Annotated in this window: 20 protein-coding genes and 1 pseudogene; 9 read left to right on the top strand and 12 right to left on the bottom strand. The window is 49.6% G+C overall.

Annotated elements, in window-relative coordinates; all coding sequences use genetic code 11:
• The first annotated feature begins 563 nt into the window (after positions 1–563).
• The 7 genes from JW878_05595 to JW878_05565 all read left to right on the top strand — a co-directional run bounded on the left by JW878_05595 (position 564) and on the right by JW878_05565 (position 6,048).
• Positions 564–1,595: a hypothetical protein gene (locus JW878_05595; protein MBN1762534.1), complete on the top strand. Its 1,032-nt coding sequence runs from the start codon at positions 564–566 to the stop codon at positions 1,593–1,595.
• Between the two features lie 65 nt (positions 1,596–1,660).
• Positions 1,661–2,245 carry a methyltransferase domain-containing protein gene (locus JW878_05590; GenBank protein MBN1762533.1) on the top strand — a complete coding sequence of 195 codons (585 nt, stop codon included), beginning with the start codon at positions 1,661–1,663 and terminating at the stop codon, positions 2,243–2,245.
• Positions 2,246–2,465: 220 nt separating this feature from the next.
• The gene (locus JW878_05585; GenBank protein ID MBN1762532.1) at positions 2,466–3,500 is read left to right on the top strand and encodes a hypothetical protein; all 1,035 of its coding nucleotides are present in this window, start codon (positions 2,466–2,468) and stop codon (positions 3,498–3,500) included.
• 240 nt (positions 3,501–3,740) lie between these two features.
• Positions 3,741–4,184, top strand: coding sequence for a DNA-binding protein (locus JW878_05580; GenBank protein ID MBN1762531.1), 444 nt, complete (start codon positions 3,741–3,743; stop codon positions 4,182–4,184).
• Between the two features lie 361 nt (positions 4,185–4,545).
• Complete coding sequence (gene msrA, locus JW878_05575) at positions 4,546–5,016, top strand: peptide-methionine (S)-S-oxide reductase MsrA (protein ID MBN1762530.1); 471 nt, start codon at positions 4,546–4,548, stop codon at positions 5,014–5,016.
• Positions 5,017–5,113: 97 nt separating this feature from the next.
• Positions 5,114–5,623, top strand: coding sequence for a gamma carbonic anhydrase family protein (locus JW878_05570; GenBank protein MBN1762529.1), 510 nt, complete (start codon positions 5,114–5,116; stop codon positions 5,621–5,623).
• A gap of 116 nt (positions 5,624–5,739) precedes the next feature.
• Positions 5,740–6,048 carry a DUF59 domain-containing protein gene (locus JW878_05565; GenBank protein ID MBN1762528.1) on the top strand — a complete coding sequence of 103 codons (309 nt, stop codon included), beginning with the start codon at positions 5,740–5,742 and terminating at the stop codon, positions 6,046–6,048.
• A gap of 166 nt (positions 6,049–6,214) precedes the next feature.
• Here the strand turns inward: JW878_05565 and JW878_05560 are convergent, their stop codons facing one another.
• The gene (locus JW878_05560; protein ID MBN1762527.1) at positions 6,215–6,961 is read right to left on the bottom strand and encodes an SIMPL domain-containing protein; all 747 of its coding nucleotides are present in this window, start codon (positions 6,959–6,961) and stop codon (positions 6,215–6,217) included.
• A gap of 152 nt (positions 6,962–7,113) precedes the next feature.
• Positions 7,114–7,806 carry a helix-turn-helix transcriptional regulator gene (locus JW878_05555; GenBank protein ID MBN1762526.1) on the bottom strand — a complete coding sequence of 231 codons (693 nt, stop codon included), beginning with the start codon at positions 7,804–7,806 and terminating at the stop codon, positions 7,114–7,116.
• Positions 7,807–7,939: 133 nt separating this feature from the next.
• Here JW878_05555 and JW878_05550 point away from each other — a divergent pair, with 133 nt between their 5' ends.
• Positions 7,940–8,584 (top strand): hypothetical protein, encoded by a 645-nt coding sequence (locus tag JW878_05550; protein ID MBN1762525.1) that lies wholly within the window; start codon positions 7,940–7,942, stop codon positions 8,582–8,584.
• Positions 8,585–8,637: 53 nt separating this feature from the next.
• On the opposite strand, the gene JW878_05545 is transcribed toward JW878_05550, so the two are convergent.
• A complete protein-coding gene (locus tag JW878_05545; protein MBN1762524.1) occupies positions 8,638–11,418 on the bottom strand; it encodes a right-handed parallel beta-helix repeat-containing protein in 2,781 nt (926 codons plus the stop codon).
• Positions 11,419–11,575: 157 nt separating this feature from the next.
• On the opposite strand from JW878_05545, the gene ilvD reads away from it, so the two are divergent.
• The gene (gene ilvD, locus JW878_05540; GenBank protein ID MBN1762523.1) at positions 11,576–13,213 is read left to right on the top strand and encodes a dihydroxy-acid dehydratase; all 1,638 of its coding nucleotides are present in this window, start codon (positions 11,576–11,578) and stop codon (positions 13,211–13,213) included.
• Positions 13,214–13,236: 23 nt separating this feature from the next.
• Here ilvD and JW878_05535 read toward each other — a convergent pair.
• The 9 genes and pseudogenes from JW878_05535 to JW878_05495 all read right to left on the bottom strand — a co-directional run bounded on the left by JW878_05535 (position 13,237) and on the right by JW878_05495 (position 18,831).
• Positions 13,237–13,566: pseudogene (locus tag JW878_05535) on the bottom strand (cupin domain-containing protein).
• A gap of 26 nt (positions 13,567–13,592) precedes the next feature.
• A complete protein-coding gene (locus JW878_05530; protein MBN1762522.1) occupies positions 13,593–13,994 on the bottom strand; it encodes a PaaI family thioesterase in 402 nt (133 codons plus the stop codon).
• 119 nt (positions 13,995–14,113) lie between these two features.
• On the bottom strand, positions 14,114–14,401 hold the full coding sequence (locus tag JW878_05525) for a helix-hairpin-helix domain-containing protein (GenBank protein ID MBN1762521.1): 288 nt from the start codon (positions 14,399–14,401) through the stop codon (positions 14,114–14,116).
• A 47-nt stretch (positions 14,402–14,448) separates the two neighbouring features.
• Positions 14,449–14,973 (bottom strand): hypothetical protein, encoded by a 525-nt coding sequence (locus JW878_05520; protein MBN1762520.1) that lies wholly within the window; start codon positions 14,971–14,973, stop codon positions 14,449–14,451.
• A gap of 3 nt (positions 14,974–14,976) precedes the next feature.
• Positions 14,977–15,471, bottom strand: a complete 495-nt coding sequence (locus tag JW878_05515; protein MBN1762519.1) for a hypothetical protein — start codon at positions 15,469–15,471, stop codon at positions 14,977–14,979.
• A 169-nt stretch (positions 15,472–15,640) separates the two neighbouring features.
• A complete protein-coding gene (locus JW878_05510; protein ID MBN1762518.1) occupies positions 15,641–15,889 on the bottom strand; it encodes a hypothetical protein in 249 nt (82 codons plus the stop codon).
• A 431-nt stretch (positions 15,890–16,320) separates the two neighbouring features.
• Positions 16,321–17,538: an ORC1-type DNA replication protein gene (locus JW878_05505; GenBank protein MBN1762517.1), complete on the bottom strand. Its 1,218-nt coding sequence runs from the start codon at positions 17,536–17,538 to the stop codon at positions 16,321–16,323.
• A 151-nt stretch (positions 17,539–17,689) separates the two neighbouring features.
• Positions 17,690–18,031 (bottom strand): hypothetical protein, encoded by a 342-nt coding sequence (locus JW878_05500; protein MBN1762516.1) that lies wholly within the window; start codon positions 18,029–18,031, stop codon positions 17,690–17,692.
• A 215-nt stretch (positions 18,032–18,246) separates the two neighbouring features.
• Positions 18,247–18,831, bottom strand: a complete 585-nt coding sequence (locus JW878_05495) for a flavodoxin family protein (GenBank protein ID MBN1762515.1) — start codon at positions 18,829–18,831, stop codon at positions 18,247–18,249.
• Between the last annotated feature and the right edge of the window lie 247 nt (positions 18,832–19,078).

Genomic DNA, 19,078 nt, shown 5'->3' with positions numbered 1-19,078 from the left:
ATTCTGCCCGGTCTTCTTCGCATGCTCTACAAACGTATCCGCAACTCGCCCTCCTGCCTGTCCATAACCCAGTACAAATACCCGCATTTCGTATTCCTCTGAGGATTGTATTAACTCTAGAATGAGCGCTTATATTGTGAATGAATAAAAACATTGCCCGATCTGAGCAGTAAAACCGTCTACTCAGTTTATTCACCCGCATATAAATGGCGTATCAATTCCTTATAATCGAATCGCAAAGACCGCGTTGGCGACCTCGGAAGGCACAATCAGACGAGATATGAATCTGCACACTATTCCTAAATCTCTGGTTGACCGAGGGAAAAAGAGGGGGGGTATAATTTTTCGTCTTGGGAGGTGAATAAATTCGACCCCCCCTTTTCCTCCCGGTATTCTGTGTTTGTATCAAAAGCATAAAAAGTTTAAAAAATTGCTTCCTATCGGTTCACAGGCCATCCGTTTCAGAGGATGAGCGAAACATATAAATAAAAGGACGAGTGTCTTTTATTTCAAGAAAATGGCATCGCTATTGCCATACGAACCAAATCGGGAGGATCAACCAAATGCCCATCGAATTCAAACGCGAAACAAAACCGGTGGAGGTTCTGACACCTGACGGAACGCCCGTGAGTTACGAACTGGAATATCGCTGGGACCCTTTGACGGGGAGGGTTTCGATTATTTGTCCGCATTTGAAGGAGAAGTGGACGGAGTTTTACAGCATTCGTGATGAGAAGTGGCTGAAGACAATGGTTGAAGAGTCGAAGGAAAAGTGCCCGTTCTGCCACCCTGTACTCGATCAGATCGCCGCGAAATTTTCGCCAGACCAACTGGATGAGCACTCAATTACGGTTAACGGCGTCCGTGTCTTTCCCAATCTCTTCCCGCGTACGGATTTCGAAGCGGTGATCACGGCACCGGACGTGCATTATCTCTCGCTCAACGAGTTCACCCCGGATTTGCTGTACAGGTTCCTCACCGCCGCACTGGAGTGTATAAAGAAGGCGTATCAGAAAAACGGTAAACTCCGGTATCCCGTGATCGGCGGCAATTACCTGCCACCCGCGGGTGCAAGTCTCGTCCATTATCACATGCAGCTTTCGATGCAAGAATATCCGTTCGAATCAGTCAGGACGCTTATTGACGCTTCGGAACGGTATGCGAATACGGAAAATGCGAATTTCTGGATAGATCTGATGAACGTCAACACCGATCGAGAAATTGTAAGAAAGAACGCTATTTATTGGTACGCACCATTTGCACCGACGGGTTTCTGTGAGGCGCGCGCTAGCATAAGAAAATCAAACTTCCTAGATTTTACAACGCAGGACGTAAGAGCTCTGGCTGACGGGTTATCTGCTATTTTACGCTATTATGACGATCAGGGCTTTGCGGCATTCAATTTCATCGTATATTCTGGGAAGCTGGAGACGGGAAATGACGGGTTCCTCTCGGGACTTCAGATTGTTGCGCGACCCAACCCGCGACCGAATTACCTCAGTATCGATTCGTGGTACATGCCCCTGTTGCTCCAGCAGACGGTTGTGCTCGAACGGCCAGAAGAGTTAGCGCGAGAGTTGAAAGGCTATTTTTAGCTCGTCTTGAAGCTTAACTTCAGCGACTGGTAGTGACTTTTTACTATTTATGTATTGGGTAATTAATGGATGAACAGAAGCAGAAGAAAATGCGCAAAAGACCAGGGCACTCGGATCGTCATATGTCGAATTTCTCGTTCAGAATAATCGCTTTGATGCATGATAATCGACTGCTGCCATATTTTAGAAATCCATACAAACTGTTACAGACTGCCGGCCTGAAACTGGGTCAGACGGTGCTGGAAGTCGGTTGCGGCCCGGGGTATTTTACGATCCCTGCAGCAAAACTCGTTGGACCCCAGGGCGTTGTATATGCCGTGGATGTGCATCCACTTGCCGTGGCGCGTGTGAAGGAGAAAATCGAGGCAGAGGGTGTAAAGAACGTAACGCCGATGCTCGCAAATGCTGCCAATACAGGGCTGCCAGACCAGAGCATTGACCTTGCGTTCCTCTTCGGGCTGCGGTACATTGCCGGTGGGCTGGAAGACGTACTAACCGAGCTTCGGCGGATCGTCAAACCCGGAGGCGTGGTGTCATTTGAGAAGACACGGGGTTCGGCGGAAACATTGATTGCCGATGTAGAGCGCGCCGGATTTCGTTTTTCTGAGACCCGAAGAAGGATTTTCGTGTTTGCGAATGAAACTGGGTGAAAGGGAAAAGTCATTGCGATTTGTTCTTCTATCAGAGACGCAACACTTCGGAGGAGAAAGCTTGGAAAGATTTGTAAAAAGGTTTTCAAGATTCCGATGGTACATGCACGCACTTTCGTGGTGCTTTATGATACAACGATCGATATGAAATCCAACGCCAGCATAAATAGCGAAAGATATAAATGCAAGGACTGTTCACTATACCATTATGGGACCTTCTATGGACTGGAAGGATACCATTCCAGGGGATTCCCCAGTTTGCCTAGTAGGGGCGGGTTTTCAAAAAGCAGCTCTTAAAGAGCCTATGCCTTCAACGGAAGATATTATTGAAGAAACAGTTAATAATAACGGAGAGCTATTTCCAATTCTTTCGGCGCTATGTAACGGCAACATTGCCATTCGATTAGATTTGAATTATATATGGGGGAATATTGCTTTTTTATCCAAAGCATTAATGGGTTACTATCAGCAGATAAGAGAGGATTATCTATCACTAAATAATATGATTACTAAGGTAATAGAAGAATATGAGAGATATATAAAGAACGATGGATTAACTATTCTAGATAGTATAGCAGTAGTCTTAGAATTAGAATTAAAAAATATGATCGCATATCACTATGATTTCAACAAAATTGGCGATTTTAAGGAAAGTGTCGTAGATAACATGAACAGCATAATCTCAAAGGGAGAGAGGTTCACTTGGATTTCTTTAAACTATGATATTATACTTGAAAAATTGTTGGTGAGTGAGATTTATAGGGAAAATGAATTTAATTTAGACGTTAGGCAGGTAAAGTATTCATTTGATTCATTATTGACTAACAAAAGTTCTAAGACTGCTGATTCAGAACACTTACTTATCAAGCCTCATGGCAGCCTCAATGTTGTTTTTGAAACTGATAATCAAAATACAGCCAAAAAAATTCATAAACTTTACTATACGGACGAAAATAATTATTTTGATACTTTTGATTGGACGGATATGGGATATAACCTCCAGCAAAATAAGATTAATGAAAAAAGACCGTGGATGATTGGTTATTTGCCGGACGATCTAAAAGCCGAATTGAATTCAAAAGCCTACTTTTCCGATTTGGCACATGATTTGTGTAAGTGGAATATGGCTTATTCGTCATTTGCATTAGAAAAGGCAACATCTCTTTTCATTTTAGGTACAGTATGCCCGATGAAGATGATTGGATCTGGACGAGAGTTGGAAATATTGGAGATAAAAAAATCAAAATTTACATAGCATCTCGTAATGCTAGCCCAAGAATATTGAAGTCCTTTGAGAACATTGGTTTTAAGGGTGCGCATATTGTTAATGATGGTAAACTTGATTGATGAAGAGAAACAAGGTGAAATGTTAGCTGCTCGGTTCACCTTCTATGGATCTCCAACTTCCGGTTTCTTCGTAAACGCTTGTAGCCCTGCTTGAAAGCTCTAGTCCTAGATATTTAACTATCAGCGGTATTCATAGATTATCTGACAAATGAAATACTCTGAGGCAAACCAGGGCCGCACCTTTATCCTGCGCCTGGAAGACGGAGAGGTCCTGCATGAGACGATCGAAGCCTTCGCTATCGAGCACTCGATTAACGCAGCTGCTGTTATCGCAGTTGGCGGCGCAGACGAAGGCAGCACGCTCGTCGTAGGGCCTGAGCACGGCCGGAGTGAAGTCATCACGCCGATGGAGCACATCTTAGACGACGTCCACGAAATCGCAGGCGTGGGCACGATCTTCCCCGATAAAGATGGTAAGCCCGTGCTGCACATGCACATCGCCGGCGGTCGGAATGACAGAGCGGTAACGGGTTGTGTGCGCCGCGGCGTGAAGGTCTGGCATATTCTTGAGGTTGTCCTCTTTGAACTGGCTGATTCGAGTGCACGCCGGGTGCTGGATGATCAATTAGGATTTGAGCTGCTGGAGCCGTGAGATCGTTTTAACACCAATCTTTTTATGGTTCTTCTCTAACTTTAGGAATGAACAAAGGAGATAAAACTACAGCGAGATAAGTTATTTGATGAAACTATGCCTCGACTGAAGCTCTCTCCCCTATTCAGAAAACTCTTTGATTTCCGCGGATATACACTTTGAGATCTCCGCGAGGATGAGCATGGATGGGATAACGCTGGTATTGAACCGTACGCGCAGGACCGGAGACTGTTCTCATATTTTTAACTTTACATTGAGTTTATACTTATATCGGTCCCGTACTACAATTAGTTATCGGGTGATTGTTTAACCGTGAACAAATCTCATGATCAGTGTTCCGGGTTGAACGGAGGATGATAAGATGCAAAAAGCGACCTTTGGTGCAGGCTGCTTCTGGGGCGTGGAATCCCACTTTCGCTGCGTGAAGGGTGTTCTTGAAACGACGGTTGGGTATATGGGCGGCACGTTCGAGAACCCGACCTACAAGGATGTCTGTACCGATACGACCGGCCACGCGGAAGTTGTGGAAGTCGTCTACGATCCTTCCGTTGTCTCATATGACGAGCTGCTGAATGTCTTCTGGCGTATCCACGACCCCTCTGTATTGAACCGCCAGGGGCCTGATGTCGGCACCCAGTACCGCTCCGTTATCTTCTACCATATCCCGGAACAAGAAAAAACGGCGCGATTATCGAAGGAACGACTGCAGAACTCAGGCACATACAAACGTAAAATCGTAACGGAAATCGTGCCTGCAACGACGTTCTGGCGTGCGGAAGAGTACCATCAGCGGTACTTCGAGAAGCACGGGCTGGGCATGTGCAGGTACTGAAAAGTAAAAATATGATAAGTGGCTTCCTTCTTTCTATACGTGTGTTGTATCTACGCTAAAAAACGGGGGTGATGGGTGGACGGACGTGACGGACACTATAAGACGCTTTGGAAGCTATTACCCTAAACTAGCCGAGCCGGTCTACATCGATCCTGCAAGTGTGGTGATCGGAAACGTGGAGCTGGGCGACCATGTCAGCGTATGGCCTAACGCCGTGCTTCGAGGCGATCCCACGGCGATTCATATCGGCTCGTGGACGAATATCCAGGATAACTGCGTCGTGCATGCCGAGCATGAGCACGTCACGCGGATAGGCGAATACTGCTTGGTAGGTCATGGCGCCATCGTCCACGGCTGCACGATCGGTGACGGCTGTATGGTGGGCATGGGCTCGATCATTATGAACGACGTTACGTTGAGTGAGGGCTGCATTGTCGGTGCCGGAACATTGCTCACCGAGGGTAAGAGCTTTCCGCCCGGGAGCATGATCTTCGGGAGTCCCGGTCGTGTCGTCCGCAGTCTCGCCGTTGACGAGATCGCGAGCATACGGGAACAGGCCGCGTCCTACTGGGCGAAGGCGCAAGGGGCACGTAAAGGAGCCAAATGAAGATCATGCTCACACCTCGAATCGCCCGGTGAGATGAGCCAACGTTTATGTTCTATGTCACCTTTGTATGACCGAAGGTAGTAAGAAACGAAGTGAAGAGGAGGGAGAAGAAAAACATGGCTGAAACAGTAACGGAAGAGAATGCTCGTGCAGCGATCGCGCCGGTCAAACATCCTGCAATTAAACGGACGCTGGTCGATCTCGGCATTGCAAAGGACGTGAAGGTCGACGGGAATAAGGTAACGATCACGCTGGCGCTGCCGTTCCTTGGTGTGCCTGTGCAGGTCCGGCAGATGCTCATGAACTCGTTACGGGAGCCTCTGGAGAAGCTGGGTGCCGAGGTCGCGTTCGAGGTTGTCATTATGGATCCCGAAGCGCTCCAGCAGTTCCTGAAAATGGAACAGGAGGCATGGAAGGGTCTGTAAGCTTTGTGACGCGCACCGCAGAAACGTGCTCACCGTTTAAGCAGAACCCGTAAAAAGGAAGCAGAGCGTAGCTTGCTCGCGTACGTACGGTACGCGGCTACGCCCACTTTTTATCGCTTCAAACGTTCATTCAGTTTTCGCAATACCGCCATGAGTGCCGTGAGCCTCAGAGGCATCTGTATTCGACTTGGATGGTCGCGCTGACTGAAACGTCTTCCGGCTCGATTGGGGTGGGTACGGCCATTGCTGATCCGGCATACATGGCAGCCTCGTCGTAGCCGCCAGCGCGATATGGGTAGGTATAGACGCCCCCTTCCCGTGCTGTGGCTACGCCGATGATCTTCAGACTCAGGCCACCCGCGATCGCATCGGCTTTTGTCCGCGCATCCGTACAGGCCTCTCTCAGCGCTTCTTGCCTCAGCTCCTGCTCCTTCGCGTCCGTCAAGCCGAACTCCACGTTCGTCACTCTGTTCGCGCCCGCCGTGATGGCCGTATCAATAACGCCCCCCACCGTGTCCAGATCGCTCAGTTCAACAGTTATCGCATTCGTTACACGGTAACTAACGATCCCCTCTACGGGTTTCTCGTAATCCTTGACCGGATAGATACTGAAGTAACTCGTTTCGATGCTGTCCTTCGGCACGCCCTGCCGTTTCAAGGCCGCAATCACCGCGTCCATCTTCTCCGAGTTCTGCGCCAGTGCTTCCGTGACGTTACCCGATTGTGTCTCCACGCCAAGCGATACCGTCGCCTTATCCGGCGCTACCTCTAGGATGCCAGTTCCGGAAACCGCGATGGTGGTATTGCCCTCGCCATTCACCGCGCTTACCTCGGTAATGTTCTCTAAACAGCCAACCGTAGCCAGGCATACCGCTACCACTGCTAGTACGCTTATCGTCCATAGTTTCTTCATCTTCTGCTCATCTCACCTCCTAATTTTTTAATGATTGTAAAGTGCCTCTTTCTTCTTTGCCTTCTCGCTTACACAACGTTGATGTCAGGGCTATAAACCAGTTTCCATAGCTACGAGTCGATTCGTAGCTATAAGAACACCTAAAAATCAGTTTAAGCTCTTTTATGCCGTTTTCTACCGCGATAGTCCAGAAGGACCATCACCAGTATGACGAACAGGCATCCGAAGAGGAACCACAGCCCGGGATGGGCGAAGAAGTCAAACCCCGGAACTGCACCAAATGTCTTCTCCGGCGACGGTGCTGGGAGCGGTGCATATGCTGGCGCTGGTATCGGGGCTCCACCGCCTCCAGCTTCCGGTACCGACTGAATGCCAGTATCCCATGCCTGACGTCCCTTGCGCATCGCCAGAAGTTCGATCGCGCCCGAGCCGACCACCGCAACGGCTGCCACCACCAAATACCGCTTCAAGGTGGCGATAACGTCCCTCTTGCTCGTCTGCTCCGGGACGATGACCACGAGCTTCCGCTGCGGCGTGTAGAGCTTCACCGGCTTCATCTTCTTGCTGTATTTCGTCCGCGCGACCTTCACGAGCCCCGCATCGCTGAGCTTCTCCAGATTGTACTGCACGGTGGTTAACGGAATCCCGAGCTGCTCCGCTATCTCCGTTGTTGATCGCGGCGCAGAAGCAATAGCCTCTAAAATATCGCGCGCGGTATCACTCGAAATGATCTGCGAGATCTTCTTCGAGTTCCTATCGTTCAACGGCAGAATGAGCAGCTTCTCATCGTCCGTATCAGCGTCCTCGGCCATATCGTCCTCTTTCACGCTCGTATTCTGAAGCATCGACTCTAAGTTTGTTCTTTCTGCTTTTAAACCTCGCTATAACTTCGATCTCATTTGTAGCTTACCAAAGCTTTTAAATGTGGACACAACAAAAATAGTAGCAAAAACTGGAAGAGAGGGGGATCGTAGGTATATGAAGCGCACGCAGCTAGTAATTGTCTTGGTTATTATCGGAACATTCGTCACCGCGGGCTGCATAACCCCAGAAACAGACGTTGAGGTCACGGAAGCGAAAAGCAAGGAGCTCGCGCGAACGTTTGTCGAGAACTCGTCGACGTACCAGTTCGACGGCTTTGACTTGAGCTATAACCAGACGATTGTCCTGCGCTGCCCGTACTGCTGGATGTTCACGTTCGATTTCAAGTCGCTGCATGCGGGCTACGGCGACCGGACGGGGCAGGTGCTCGCGCAGGTGATCACGCCGCATCACGCGGAGGTAACGGTAATCAACGGTACGATAACCGGTGCCGTACTTGACGGACAGTGGGACATGCTCACACAAACGCTCGTTTCTGACTATGTAAACACGACAGAAGCGCAGGGCGGTCTTGAGCCGCTGACGTACGAAGCGGCGCGCGCAATCGCGGAGAACAGCACGTGCGTACAGGAAGGAACGCTTACCGATACCTACGTCTACAACGAATACACACGCACGTGGTGGATCGACCTCGAGCCTTTCACTCCGCATGAGGGCTGCAATCCGGCTTGCGTCGTCTCTGAGGACACGCGCACGGCTGAGATCAACTGGCGCTGTACAGGGTTAATCATCCCTGAGTGAAACTGGCAGCGGCAGATTTAGAACAGAAAAAACAGGAGGAATGCTTACGCTAGCTACTCCTCGTTCTTACCCCTTTTCCGTCCGCTCAGTGCAATGATACCCGAAAGCACACTGACCAGCGCGATGAGCCCTAACGGTGTTACGGCAGGCAGTTTTTCGGGTACTGCTGGTGCTGGTGCTCCTCCCACCGGGCACTCGTCCAATGGATTGTTATCTGAATTATTTGCAGTACCATTGATCGGGTACGGTCCGGTTCCGGTGTAGTCTGAATAGAAGTTGCTGCTGAAGGTGTTGTTGGTACCGTTGTCAATTGCCTGATATGGTTGGTTCGCAATGAAGCAGTTCATCGACAGTCTATTATAGGTCGATAGCTCATCCACATGCGCCCCCGTAGCCACTGCGGTGTTGTTCACGATCGTGTTCCATACAATCGTAGTGTTAAAACATTGGTCCAGGTAGATCCCATCATTCCCATCGCTAATGGTGTTGTTCGAGATGGTGAAGTTATCGCTCTCGTTAAGATAGATGCCGTACTCGGCGTTCCTGATTGTGTTATTGTCAATCAGTAACTCGCCGAGGGAAAAGGATGCCGTAGGATCGCTGCCATACCCGAAGTCATAGAAGTCATAGAGGTAAATGCCGTTATCGCTGCTCGTTATCGTAATGGTGTTATCGTTGAAGGTAATATTCCCGACCGTAACGTTTGAGCTGTTATACAGATACCAACCCACATTATAGAAATCTGCGACATAAATGCCGCTGCCGCTACAGGTTATCGTATTACCGTTGAAGAGGAAATCGCCTATGATTGCCGAAGCATTGTCGTCCATTTCATAACCAAAGTATTGAATCCCAGTGAAATACATACCATCTCCATTCTGCGAATCAATCCAGTTACTACTGAACTCGACATTGCCCATGACAAAGGAGGCGTTGTCTTCCATTTGGTAGCCAGAATGCCCCAGGGGATCGTCACCGTACAGACCGTCATCGCTGCTGGTGATGTGGTTTTCGTTGAAAAGGATGCTGCCCATTTTAACTGACGCGTTGCCGTAGAGCTCTGCTCCAAAATAGGATGGCGGATAGGATAGATATACCCCATAGCCGCTCGCGTTGATGGTATTGTTCCTGAGTTCCACATTATTCATCCTAAACGAAGCATTATCATGCATCCCATAGCCGAAATCATCCCAGTCGCCAGACGTGTGGATGCCGTCGCTGCTGTTGCTGGTGATGTTGTTGTCATTGAGTGTGATATTCCCCATGCGGACTGATGCATTACTGTACAGATCGTTGCCGAATTGAGAGATCTCCGAATCCATGTAGATGCCCTCGTCGATGCTGGTGATGGTGTTGCCGTTGATTTCGAGGTCGCCCATGACAAAGGAGGCGTTGCCGTCACCGTTGTAGTTCATATTGTAGCCGAAATTGGCGATCGCGTATAAGTAGATGCCTTTTTCATCATCTCTGGTGTTGATGACGTTGCCGTTGATTTCGAGGTCGCCCATGACAAAAGAGGCACTACCGTTACCCTTGTAATTCATATAGTAGCCGAAATCTTGAATAGAGCCCACGTTGATGCCATCGTAGCTGCTGTTAATCTCGTTCTCGTTGAAGGTGAGGTTGCCCATAGTGAAGGAGGCATTGCCGTCACCCTCTCTGTTCATCTCGTAGCCGAACTCTTCGATGTTACCTATATCGAGGCCGTAGTAGCCATCGTCGATGCTGGTGATGACGTTGTCATTGAACTCGATATCGCCCATGACAAAGGAGGCGCTGCCGTCATCGTAGTAATTCATCCTATAGCCAAAATAACTGAGCTCCCAAAGGGAGATGCCGTCAGCGTAACTCTCAATCTCGTTCTCGTTGAAGGTGAGGTTGCCCATGACGAACGAGGAAGAGTCATTCATGTGAGAGCCGACGTTTCTAAACGATGGTACAGTAGGATACCCATATCCCTTAAAGAAACGAATACCGTAGCCGGTGTTTGAGGTAAGGTTATTGTTATTAATCATGAAGTCGCCCATGGTGAAGTTTGAATAGTTGTCCATATAACACCCCCAGCGCCCCAACTCCTCGAAAAACATGCTATCATCACTGCTGGTAATGACATTGTCATTCACCATAAAGCCGCCCCAGGAGAAGTTAGCATTATCGTGCATCTCATCGCCTATATTTTTCAGTAGAGGAACGTGTATGCCGTAATTGCAGTTGATGTTATTGTCAATGATCGTAAAGGCGCCGATGTCGACTGTTGAATTGCCCGACACGTTCCGGCTCCAGTTCTGGGCATCGAGGTAAATCCCGTCATTCGTGGCATTGATCACGTTCTTATAAATGGTGGCATCCCCGATGGCATACGATTCCGTGCCCGTCAAGTCACAGCCGATGTCGTGCAGATACAGATGGATGCCATCGACGCTGGCGTTGATGGTGTTGTTCTTGATGGTGAAGCCGAGCGCGGTGCAGTTGATACCGTAGCTACAGTTGGTGATGTTGAAGCCGTCGATGGTGACATTATCCGCCGTGATGTTGATCGCGGTGCCGCCCATAGCGTCAACAACCGGCGCTGATCCCGCCTGGATCGTCACTGATTTGTTAACCATCACGTTCTCCTGATACGCGGTCGCTTCAGGGCAGACGATGATAGTGTCCCCATCACTTGCGTTCCAAACCGCAGCCTGAATCGAGGTATAGTAGTAATCCCCGGTAGCGCAAGCAGCGGTTTTGTTTACTACATGCGTTTCTTCCGCAGACGCCACACCCAACGTCAATACCAGCGCAAAAATCACGCATAAAGATGCTAAAACGAGATGAATCCTTCTCTTTTCCATTTTTTCCACCCATAGTAAAAGGTTTGGTAAGTACTTAACTGAGGTCATATAAAACTTACTATTTCTCTCAAAGAGATCCAGACATGTCCTTGTTACGTCTTGTTGATAACCGCATCTATTTATAGCTCGATTTGCTTTGTTAATGTGGGTGATGAGAATGCGATCGGACGTTTTAAAAGAAGGTATAGAGACCTTACCGCACCGGGCGTTGTTACTGTCCGCAGGACTCACGGCAGCGGATTTTGATCTGGACAAGCCGTTTATCGGCGTTGCGAACAGCTATAACGATATCATCCCGGGCCATATCCACTTGAACGCGTTAACGCAGGAAGTAAAGCGAGGAATACGGGATGCCGGCGGTGTGCCCTTGGAATGGGGCGTTCCCGGCGTCTGTGACGGTATTGCAATGCATGTGGAGATGCGGCTCAGCCTGCCGAGTCGCGAGCACATTGCGGATAATGTGGAGATCATGACCCTCTCGCACTCTATGGATGGCTGGGTTGGCGTAACGAACTGCGATAAAATCACACCGGGCATGTTGATGGCTGCGGGACGGCTGAATTTACCCGCTGTTATGCTTACCGGCGGGCCAATGAAGGCGAATGTCGTTGAGGGTCAGAAGCACCATCCGATCGAAGGGTTTGGGCTCGTGGGTAAAGTAAAAGGGGGGAAGATGACTGCGGAAGAGGCTGAAGCGTTCTTACCACACATGGTGTGTGGGGCCGGCTCATGTGTCGGGCTTTATACCGCAAATACCATGGCAACGGTTACCGAGGTCCTAGGCATGTCCGTCACACGCTGTGCGACGACGCTGGCACTCGACCCGGAAAAGAAGAAGCAGGCGTACGAGACCGGTAAGCGGATCGTCGAGTTGGTAAAGGCCGATCTGAAGCCGCGCGAGATCATGACACAAAACGCGTTTGAGAACGCGATTCGCGTCGATATGGCGATGGGCGGCTCGACCAATACCGTATTGCACATTCCCGCAATCGCCCGAGAAGCAGGGGTTGATATCGACGTTAATCTGTTCGATACGATCTCGCGCGAGACCCCCAATCTGTGTAAGATCATTCCCGCAGGGCCGCACGAAATGGCGGACATCGACCGCGCAGGTGGCATTCCCGGCATGCTCAACCGTTTAAAGGCTATGCTCAAAGACTCGCCGACCGTAAACGGTAAATCGATCAAAGAGATCGCAGCAGAAGGGAAGGTCCTGGACGATACGGTTATAAGAACGCTGGATAACGCGTACTTCGCTGAAGGCGGTATCGCCGTCCTCAAAGGAAATATCGCACACAGCTCGATCATCAAGCAGACTGCGGTTGATGAATCGATGATGGTACATTCCGGACCGGCAAAGGTGTTTTATACTGAAAAAGACTTGCTGGACGCGATCGAAGCAAAAGAGATTGCCGAGGGTGACGTCGTCGTGTTACCGTTCCAAGGACCGGCAGGCGCGCCGGGCATGCCGGAAATGCTCACGCCAACCGATGTGATCATGGGTGCCGGGTACAAACGGGTTGCGTTACTCACCGACGGCCGGTTCTCCGGGGGCACGTCTGGACCGTGCATTGGCCATATCGAGATGGAGGCATACAACGGCGGCGCAATCGGGACTATCCAGAACGGCGATATCGTCGAGATCGATATCCCGAACCGGACGCTCAATGTGAAGCTGAGCGATGCTGAGATCGAAGAACGACTCAAAAACGTACAAGTGCCAGACCGAAAACTGACACCGCTGTTAGCATCGTATCGCGAGAAGTTCACGGGCATCAATTGCTACGGTGAATAGCAGTAGAGTAGATTAGATCGCTTTCAACCTCGTTCAGCAGGATCACGATAGTCTTCGCGTACTGGATAAAGACATCGAGGATTTTACAATCGGTGAGCGCGGTTCCTGAATGGCGGACGTTAGAAGGAATGACTACGACCATGTTGGCTTTCAACGTCTGCTGTTCTCCGTCAACGATCATTTCAAACGTGCCCTCGAGCATGTTCGTAATCTGCTCATGCGGATGCGCATGTTCCGGCAGCGTCGCCCCCGCTTTGACAGTCCAATAGGAGACCGTCACGTTTGCCGAATGCACGAATTTAGCCTGGAAGCGTTTCTTTCTCAGCCAAATCTTTCAAGTCAATCACGTTCATCTCTCCTGAAAGCAGCGCACAACTAACTATTCGAGCTTCAATTTATCCCGTTTTCGGTATACCATACCCTGGAATGACGCGATCAGTTCATCCTCTTCGTTCGTCACGTCAATGGCGTAACTGGCGAGTTTCGGATGAAACGATACCTCCCGCGCTTCCGCGTATAAAATTCCTGATGATGCCGCTTTAAAGAACGAGATGGAGGAATTGATAGCCACGGAAACCGTACCATGCGAATTAGAAGCGACGCCGAACACGAAATCCGCCAGGGTGAAGATCGCGCCGCCGTGTACCGTCCCAAAGCAATTATGATGCTTCTCGGTCAGTTCCATCCTCGCTCGTGCCCGCCCTTCCGAAACTTCCAAGAGCGTTATTCCTGACAATGCCGCGTAGTTGTCCCTCTTTGAAAACTCCTCTAGCGTGCTCATAACTGCTCCTTACATAGTAGAAGTTAAAAGGATATGCGGTTGTTCCACCCCCGTTCCGTTTCACGTGCGTGACCGAGCCAGTGTTTTCGACAGGCATCTAACTAAAAGCCTTCCCTTCTCTACCGCCTCGTATCTTCGTCTTTCCAGTTCCACCACTTCAGCAGTTCAGGATTACGGCTCGTGTTTGAAGCATAATACACGGCACACCGAAATACGTAAAGCATGCATCGATCAACATGCATACCCTTTCGATCACAAAGCGCACGATAGAGTTCTGCGGGATCCTGCTCGTTCAAATCGTGCACTGAACGAACCCCTATGTCCCACAGATCCGCAGCAATTTCCCTACCCACTCCCGGTATCTGCTGTAATGCTTTCAAGACCGACTCTTTCAGCGGCTCTGACATACTAACTAACTCTCTCTCCTCTCTGCATCTGTACGTACATAAGGCTCCTATTCATGGTGCGTTTCTTCTTTACTGAACAACCGCTCGGCGGGGCAGCCGATCTCTCGTTGTTTGCAATATTTACAGGCGAACGAGCCCCGTATAACTGCAGTACCGCCGAATGCCAGTATGGCAAAGAGCGCCACGAGCGCTACGAGAAGCCACGTAAACGCCATCATTATGAGGATAATCCCACCAACGAGCGGAATGATGAATACCAGGAAATCAGGCAGTATGGCAGTCCATGAGATCTCAGCCGCAGCGAATCGTTGCGGGTCGCCCTTTTCGAAGAGTACCGAGCAGAGCTTGCCCCGTCCTAACCCGCACGTTTTGCCGTAATAAAAACAGTTCACACAACTTCGCCGCAGTACCCTTTGTTCAATCCAGAGACAGTAGAGCAGGTAGAGGATAGCGATGATAATGCTAAATCCCACCAGAATATAGGCACCGATGCCGTAGATCGCGAGGGTAACCGCAGTGGCTAAAAGCGCCATCCATGCGGGGAAGTTATCGTAACAGTTCGTTTCTTCCATGGGTTATCTTTTCACTTTATCTGATAAAGCTTTTCCGAAACAGTGCGAATACTGGCAGGTGGCGCAGACAATGAACGGCTTTACGATGCCAAACATGACGACGATGAGCACCAGTAAGGTCAGCAAATAGAACAGGTTATCTAAGACAAAAAGCATCGGAATGATAAAGAGGAGCATCAGAGCGACCACGGGATACGTCCTCTCAATACGGGAGCAATCTCCGTATCTTTGTTTGAATAACCGCTTGGCAAGCAGCCCCGCGAAGATATATGAGCACCGCTGTCCGTAATGGGGGCATTTTGCGCAGAAGATATATGAGGTACCCACAACATAGAACGCAAGGATGTAAGCAAGGTAACCGAAGGCTAACAGGGGCTCGATGCGAAAGATAGCGTAGAAGCCCAGTATGATATAGGTTATAAACAAGGGAAGAAAAGAAAACCATTCTCGCCAGCCGAAGACGGGTGCTTTCGATTCGGTTTTAGCCCGTTCGTTCATTCATGTTCCGCTCTGCTTTAACAAGGGATAGTCGAGCTCATAAAGATCGCAATTGAGAATCCCGTGATACAAACCGACAAAGATGAATAAGCCCTGTACGGTGAAGAGTAGCAATGCGCTGTAAAAGGATGATGTCTCATTAAAGCATAGACATAACGCCGAGCAACGCTCATTTGAGCTTGTATTTCCGCTTGATCTTTTCGTCAAACACCTCTAGTATGCCGCTGTTCTTCACCACGCCAATGACGTTCCCCACAGGCGGCAGTTCGTCCTTCTTCTTCAGCAGCTTTTCTACCGCATTGCTGATGCATTCATCTCCGCTTTTCATGTTCGCCAGGGTTTCATTTACATCTTCCTGAAGCGTTTTTTTCGCGCTGCCCTTTTTCCCTTCCAGCGGCTTTGATTGCTCAGTTGTCATGGGTCTTATTAATCTGTATACGTACTTCTACAGCCGTACAGGTTTTTGAAGTTATGGGTGCGCTGAATGGTGATAGCTGGTGATAGCACCTCGATTTGTTTCTTCGCCGTTTGGTTTCCCGCTGCGTTTCCAGTGACGGCCGAAGGAAAACGTGAATTACCAAAGGCATTAATAGAGTGCAAGGGGTATAGATACATGATGAGATGGCGAGAAAGGGGCACGTGAAGAAGGATAGCAGTAGTGGTGGCAGATTGCAAAGGACGATAATAGGGCTGTTACTGGCGTTAATAATGATCGGTTCTGCGATCACGGCAATGATGCAGCTCTGAAGCGCGGACGGTAATGCAGCTCTGGAATTGCCTGCTAAGCGGGTTTATTGTAATGCCCACGTGAAAAGCTCCATTAAGCGTGTGTCAACTCGTTCAGTCGCCTTACACGGGTATCGGCGCTATTTCGCTAATATTCGCGAGCGCTCTCAGTTTATAGTCCCCGAATAATACCGGTTGCACACAGTCTTCAGGTATACCCAGAGTGATTATCTTGGTCCTTCCGTATCTCCCTTTGTTAACAATAATCGCATTGAGCAATCCCAGAATGTCCAATTCGGAGACAAAATCAGTAACACGCCGGGGTGTTAATGCACTCGTGTCCAGATAGCGGCATAATCGCTGATACATGCTATACACTTCACCGCTGGAAAAGCCTCTTTTTTTTTGATCGCGGCTTAAGAGAAGCACACTGGAGAGTACAATCTTTGAGTGGAGTGGCAGCGTCTTTATCTCTTCCGCCACGTTGTCCGCCTGTATCATCTCGCGTGCGAGTTGTACATGCTCCTCGCGCACCTTTTTGGATCGTGCCCGCTCTGCATTTTCGCCTGATACCCGAAGGAGGTCAAGAGCATACTTTGCATCGCCCTGTTTCGAGGCTGCGAGGGCTGCACAGCGTGGTAACACCATATCGTCAAGCGCCGCATCAGTAAACGCCATTTCCGCCCGTGCGTACAGGATATCCTCCAACTGCTCGGCACTATACGGTGAAAATAGTAGCTCTTCTTCGCTGAGCGACGACTTTACACCGGGGTCCAAGAAATCCGTGAAGGCCGGATCGTTTGAAATCCCGATCACGCTCAGGTGCGCATTATTAAGCTCTCCGTTAATCTTCAGGAGGTTATGTAACGTCTCGCCTTCTTTACTCGCTAACAGGTCAAGCTCATCTAGGGTCACAATGACGTGTCGCTCCTCGGCGTCTATCTCCTTCTTTAAGACAGAATACACCAGATCCGTTGGCCAACCGATCATAGGGACACGTTTATTGAATACCCGTGCGATATAGGCAAAAATCCGGTACTGCGTATCAAACATCTCGCTGTTGATATACAGCAGAGCGCAATTACTGCCGGTCTTCCGTGCCATCTCCTCAAATTCACGGCACACGAATTTTACCGTAGAGGTCTTACCGGTCCCCGTATGCCCGTAGATCAACACATTAGGTGTTGTCTTCCCCTTGAGCGCAGCGGAGAGTATCTGAGCTAAACCGGTTAGGTGCTTCTCCCGATGCGGTAGCGTGTCGGGGGTATACGTAGGTCGGAGTACCTTTTTATTTGCAAATATCTCGCCTTCGCTTATCTGATCTTCGAACAGGTTTTTCATACGGTGACTTACACAAAAGAAAGAGTGCATATATAAAGCTTTCCATTTATGCTTGAACCGTAACACGTGCGTATAGGTCGAGTTTATCCCAGCACTTCGCGTGCGGTTCGGTGTTTTTCGAGCGTTTGCAGTGACAGGAGAGGCGTGCCTTCTAAGAGCACATCCACTCGAGATATACCATTGTTACTTCATCGGCGGCCTCGTACGAAATTTTCTCAGCAACGAGCGAGATGAACGCCTCGGCATGATCGGGCGGCACGCATGACAGACTTTCCGACCCGTCAAGGATCATATCCACCAGATACCTCAGTTCGTCGTCACGTAATGCTCGAAGTCGGCGCTCGAAGTCGTCCGCGTCTTTCGAGAAATGGTTGGAGAGCGGTGGTAATATGGACCTGAAGGGCATCTGCACGTGCTCGCAGATAATATCTCCTAACTCAGGCGCGAGCTTCTTCAGGAGTGCGATATCCTTCTCGCCGAGTTCTCTTGCCATGGTGGTTAGTGTTCCCGCAGTCCGATGGATTCCCGTGCGACCTTCGGTATCTCTCGCCGCACGGCGGCATAATCAACATACAGGTTACACCGTATTCAAGTTATGCCCATCTTCGGGTCACTCTAAACTCAGAAGCTGTTTACAATTCCCCCTTCAGAGAGTCGAATTGAAAGCTATTTCACCGCTTTTGGCTCCCTCTCATCCAGTTATTCTCTCTAAAACGTAGTATACTCCCGGTCCGGTATATGTTTTGCCACTACTCTCCCGAGGTCGTAGGCTTCCGATAGGCTCGCCGTTTTTTCCGCAATCTTGCCTTTCCGGCCAACGCCAGGGACGATGACGCTTCCAATGAGGTTCATTTGCACGTACCGAAGACTCTTCTCAAAGAAGGCGATCAAAAGCGCGGCGGTTTCCGGATCCTCTTCTTCAAAGGGCACCGCGAGCACCGCCGATTTACCTTCGATTTGTGCCCGATGCTCGGGGCAATTGAAGTAGACAAAGCGGTCGATAAATCCTTTTATCAATGCCGTCGGCCCGTACCAGTAGACCGGTGTGCCAAAGATAATCACGTCGCTTTCAATGAGCGTTGGATAAATGGCATTCATATCATCGCTCTTACTACACGGTTTGCCCTTCCAGCAGGTATGACAGCCGTCGCACTCCCGGATGTGCAGATCATTGAGGAAGAGGATGTCGCAGATAGCGCCTTCTACCTGTGCACCTTCAAGTATTTTTGATACAAGAATATGCGTATTACCGTTTCGCCGTGGACTGCCCACAACGCCGAGTATTCGCTTCATGAGTTACCTTCACCATGAGAATATTAGAGCGCGTAGCTAATGTGGCTTTTCATAATCGCTTCGCGTTTCCTGACCCCCGCGAAGTCCACCGCCTCCACTTATTATGCGTCGTCCGCTTTGCGATCTCGCCCATCGGGCTTGCGCGTGACGTGATAGCACCATGACCTGCCCCCGAAAAATCATACCGCATCTGTTAGTAAATAACTTAACAACCCGATACTATTTCAGTATATACATACGCTACCAT

Source organism: Methanomicrobia archaeon (genome assembly GCA_016930255.1).
Classification (GTDB): domain Archaea; phylum Halobacteriota; class Syntropharchaeia; order Alkanophagales; family Methanospirareceae; genus JACGMN01.
The sequence above is the reverse complement of the archived record's forward strand: the minus strand, read 5'-3'. Positions and strand labels throughout refer to the sequence as shown.